Raw genomic sequence first — 4,648 nt, 5'->3', positions numbered from 1 at the left:
TCACTCCAGGAAGCACCACCACATTTAGTATAGAGCCGAATTTTTCCTATTTGTAAGTTCAAAATAAAAGGCTCTAACCTTGAAAGATTAGAGCCTTTTTTATTTCCTTATGCAGGATATACACTTACTTTTTTACGATCGCGTCCTTGGCGTTCGAATTTAACCACACCGTCTGCTTTAGCATAAAGTGTGTCATCTCCACCACGGCCTACGTTTACACCTGGGTAAACTTTTGTACCGCGTTGACGATAAAGGATTGAACCACCTGAAACGAATTGACCGTCTGCACGTTTAGCACCTAAACGTTTAGACTCAGAGTCACGACCGTTTTTCGTACTACCTACACCTTTTTTCGTTGCGAAAAACTGTAAATCTAGACGTAGCATGTTGTTGCACCTCCTTAATTTTCAAAGATGGATATATATTGACCATATTCCCGCTCAACGGTTTGCAAGGAAACAACCATACCTTCAAAGAGTAATGAAACTTTTTCTAAAAGTTGCTCATCCAATGAATCAGGAATGGTAACTTTCAAATATCCGCCTTCATCACCGGCTTGGTCTATATCCAAATCAATCTCACATAACGTAAACACTGCGTTGACAGAACCAAAAGAGATCGCAGAAACAGCGGCACAAACTAAATCTTGCCCCTCTGGACCACTTCCAGCATGCCCTGTCAGTGTAAATGATTTTATATAGGTTTGTTCACGCTCAATTATCACGTTAATCATACAACCAAAACCTTATGCATTGATTTTCTCAATGGTAACTTTTGTGTATGGCTGACGGTGACCTTGTTTACGTGAATAGTTTTTCTTTGGTTTGTACTTAAATACAGTGATTTTCTTTTGACGGCCTTGTTTTTCTACTTTCGCAGTTACAGAAGCTCCGTCAACGTATGGAGTACCAAATTTTGCATCGTCTCCACCTACTGCAAGTACTTTGTCAAATGTTACTGATTCACCAGCTTCAGCAGCTAGTTTCTCAACAAAAATTGCTTGACCTTCTTCAACTTTTACTTGTTTTCCACCAGTTTCAATAATAGCGTACATTCTCTTGCACCTCCTCATAGACTCAGACTCGCCATACAGGTAGCTTATCAAAGCTTTAAAGACCTGTTCTGCGCGGTTGTAGCAACGGGTGCTACATAAACAACAAAACGATCTTACCATATATTAAAGCAACTTGTCAATGACTATTTCCGGATTGTCAGCTATATACAAATTAATTAACTCCTTACTGCCCGAACGAATTACCTGATAATCTGGAATGTTTTCATCTGTATAAAAATACACTTCCAATTGTATGTTAGATAAGCCTTCACCTGTTAGCTCTTCTTTCCAAAAGGCATACAGGTCTGGATGAATGATAAGTAATAAACATTCCGTATTTCGGTTCCACTCTAACAGTTCACGTTCCAACCGATAGCCGATCGTCTCCATTGATAATACAGGTTTCTTATTTAATTCCCTATTAGTCATCAGTTCCAAGAGTCCTGTTCTTTCTCTTTTCCTCGTCATTTCCAACAAACCCAACTTTGTAAATCCGAGCACCTCTGTACGTACCGGATCTTCTCGTAACGCTTGTTTCATCTGTTGTAAAATGATCGCCTCTTCTTTTTTTGCCATTTTCAGAAAATCAATTAGAATAATTCCCGATATATTACGTTTTCGAATTTCTTCGATACAATATTTTACGGAACGGTGATTAATGCGATAGAGGGTATCTTGTTTGTTATGACGACTTGTAAATTTACTGCTGTCAATATCAATCACTGTCAAAGCCTCTGTTTGTTCCACTGTTAATGTAATACCATCCTGTTTATGAACAACTGGCTGAATCGCTTCTGTTAACCAGCTGCTTACATCTTGACCAGCAATTTGATTAGCCTCTTTCCTAATCCTCATTCTATCCGCTAGGTTAGGAAAAGCTGTCTTCGCTTTTTGAAGCGTTTGACGTTCATCGAAAGTAATATCTTGAAAAGATTCATTTTGATATCGATTAATCATTTGATCTGGAATCATTGGATATTGAAAAAGGAAGTATGGTGCTTTATTTTGTGATGCATCACTATCCAATTTCCTCCAGAGATGTCTGCTATTATTTAATTCAGTTAATACTTGCTCTGTTTCAGCATTCGCAATGTCTGTTCGTAATATAACTCCTTCATTCATAGAAAGTTGTTCCTTTAAATAATTTTTCCATTTTTCTGACACTGTTTGCGATATTTTTTTGGAACTCGCTACATAATTACCATACGGTAAATAAATAATTCGTTGTCCTGTAAGTGTTATATTAGCTGTAAGTCTTGGTCCTTTCTCTTGATAAGCCTCTTTGATAACCTGAACAATAATACTTGCTCCATCTGTTAAATAAGAGGAAAGCTTTTCATTTACGCCCAAAAATGGCACTTCGCTTTTGGGCAGAAACCCAACCTTCTTCTCACCAATATCAATAAATGCAGCATCAATACTTTCGTCAACGTTTCGCACTTTACCTTTATAGATTGAACCTAGGCGAGCGTTTGTTGACTGGCGGTCAATAAAGATATCGATACATTGCTTTTCTTCAAAAAGCATGCCGATTTTTTCTGAACTACCTGTATAAAAGTGTAATTTCTTCATGTCAAACCTCTTTCTATCCTGTAAGCAACTGTCCTACCACCAAGTGAATATTTTTCTGATCGAAATAACTTTGCAAACAATCTCGTTCCGATAACCAATAAACCTTTCCATGTTGATCATATACTTTGATCCGATGAAAGGTGTCTCTTTTAAACAAACGAAACAAATCCAATAAACTGATCGATGCAGGCACTTCTATTTCTCTGTGTTTCCGAAATTTAGTGGTTTCACTATACCTACTCCATAAAAAACGCCACCATTTAAAATACCTTCGTTTCCATTCTAATCGATTTTCCCAAAATAAAAAAATCATAAGTAAGACAAAACTTAAAGAAAGCCATGCCTGACTATATACATAGATACTTACAAAAACAATCGTCACAACAGATATCATAATCATCCATTTATGAGAAACTTGAAAGGAAAAAAAAGAATCCAAACTAAGCTGGACGAGTTTCCCACCATCGAGTGGCCATATTGGTAATAGATTTCCAACCAATATAAAAGTATTATATTGATATGCTAGTACTAATGTGGATTCTGGCAGCAAGGAGCCCGCATCAAGCATATAGATAATGAAATAGATCCAAATATGTTGTAATGGTCCGGCGATCGTTACTAAAAATTCTTCACGTATTGGTCTTGTTCCATACTCATCTGTTTCCATAACTCCACCAAAAATCCACAAAAAAATGCGCCGGATTCGCCACCTGAAAACGCGAGCGCATATATAATGTCCTAATTCATGAATAGAAACAATTAAAAAAATAATGAAAAATTCCACTAACATACCAGTAAGTATAGCAACAAGTAAGAAAAAAAACAAAATAGGGTGAATATGAATAGGCGGTAGCTTAAGGTTGCTCATCAACTTGCATCACCCGAATCGGATCTAAAAATTCACTGTTCTTTTCAATCGCAAAGTACATTGCTGTATTAGTCTCAGAAGGTTCATAGGTACCTATTTTTTGATTGGCTCTAATCGATTGATAGGAATGAACATCAATATTGGTTAAGTTTCCATAAATAGATTTGCTACGATCCGCATGCTGGACAATCACTGTTTTTCCTGTTTCACGATCATTACCAGCAAATAAAACCGTGCCTTCTTCTACAGCAATCACTTCTGTATTTTCTTCAGATGAGATCAATATACCTTCACCATTTTCTTGGAATGTCTGATTAACCTGACCAGAAACAGGTAATGCAGTAGGTTCGGCAGTTTCCGATTTATCAAGGTCTGCTTCAATAGCAAATGGTGCACCAAATCGAGCTTGATACCATGCGTTCACACTTGCAAAAGGAAATTCTTCTGTCATCGCGTAATTTACCCAGTTCCTTGGTTGTTCAAGCCATTGTTGATTGGAAGCCGTTGAAAATACCGTAATAAAAAAGATGATGGCTGCAACAATACTTTTAACAAGAAACGGTTTTAAGTAAGCTTGGTCACTATTGTTGTGATATCCCCCGTAACTCGGAGAATACCCGTGTCGTTCTTCATCTTCCATGTGAGCCTGGTTTACATAACTATTACGCTTGAAATCTGATAAGCGTGTTGATGTGATTTTCTTTTTAGATTGTTTTCTTTTCGTAATATTTTGGCGTATTTGTGATAGATTATCTTTTTTCATCAGCATCCATTCCTTTTTTCCAACGTTTGTACAATATATGTGGACAACCATCATAATATGAAAAAGGAACAAAAAAACTTTTAAATGCTTCAGCAAAAACACTTTAGTACAAATGGTCAACAAGAAAAGTTGATATAAACTGCGTACTAGTGAATTTTTTTAAAAGAGACTTTCCACCATTCTTTCCATAAGGAGTGCTGAGATACCGCTCCGGCAGAATACTGCGCTTTCCGTGGGCGATCTTGAGCTAACTTGGTAAAGAAAGGCACTTTACCAAGTGGATCTTCGGCTCGTGCTGATCCCACAGGAGTCTCCGTATTCTGCCTACGCTATTTTTGTTCTCTGATTATAGAAAGAATTGAACTCATGAAACTAAAATTTTCTGTTTAAT

The 4,648-nt window shown here is 37.0% G+C and carries 6 protein-coding genes and 1 other annotated feature; all 6 genes read right to left on the bottom strand.

All coding sequences use genetic code 11. The features are described 5' to 3' along the window. Nucleotides 1-107: 107 nt before the first annotated feature. Nucleotides 108-386: a 50S ribosomal protein L27 gene (gene rpmA / locus GH715_RS20960; RefSeq protein WP_018931448.1), complete on the bottom strand. Its 279-nt coding sequence runs from the start codon at nucleotides 384-386 to the stop codon at nucleotides 108-110. Nucleotides 387-400: 14 nt separating this feature from the next. Next, entirely contained in the window at nucleotides 401-733 is a 333-nt protein-coding gene (locus tag GH715_RS20955; protein ID WP_153837198.1) for a ribosomal-processing cysteine protease Prp, read from the bottom strand. Nucleotides 734-745: 12 nt separating this feature from the next. Next, nucleotides 746-1,054 carry a 50S ribosomal protein L21 gene (rplU, locus tag GH715_RS20950; protein WP_018931446.1) on the bottom strand — a complete coding sequence of 103 codons (309 nt, stop codon included), beginning with the start codon at nucleotides 1,052-1,054 and terminating at the stop codon, nucleotides 746-748. A 14-nt stretch (nucleotides 1,055-1,068) separates the two neighbouring features. Beyond that, nucleotides 1,069-1,142, bottom strand: a sequence feature (ribosomal protein L21 leader region). A 35-nt stretch (nucleotides 1,143-1,177) separates the two neighbouring features. Then, nucleotides 1,178-2,626, bottom strand: coding sequence for a ribonuclease E/G (locus tag GH715_RS20945; protein WP_153837197.1), 1,449 nt, complete (start codon nucleotides 2,624-2,626; stop codon nucleotides 1,178-1,180). Between the two features lie 13 nt (nucleotides 2,627-2,639). Next, on the bottom strand, nucleotides 2,640-3,416 hold the full coding sequence (locus GH715_RS20940; RefSeq protein WP_228760374.1) for a site-2 protease family protein: 777 nt from the start codon (nucleotides 3,414-3,416) through the stop codon (nucleotides 2,640-2,642). A gap of 64 nt (nucleotides 3,417-3,480) precedes the next feature. Further along, the gene (locus tag GH715_RS20935) at nucleotides 3,481-4,257 is read right to left on the bottom strand and encodes a M23 family metallopeptidase (protein ID WP_153837195.1); all 777 of its coding nucleotides are present in this window, start codon (nucleotides 4,255-4,257) and stop codon (nucleotides 3,481-3,483) included. Between the last annotated feature and the right edge of the window lie 391 nt (nucleotides 4,258-4,648).

The sequence above is a fragment of the Gracilibacillus thailandensis genome (genome assembly GCF_010994055.1).
Classification (GTDB): Bacteria; Bacillota; Bacilli; order Bacillales; family Amphibacillaceae; genus Gracilibacillus; species Gracilibacillus lacisalsi.
The sequence above is the reverse complement of the archived record's forward strand: the minus strand, read 5'-3'. Positions and strand labels throughout refer to the sequence as shown.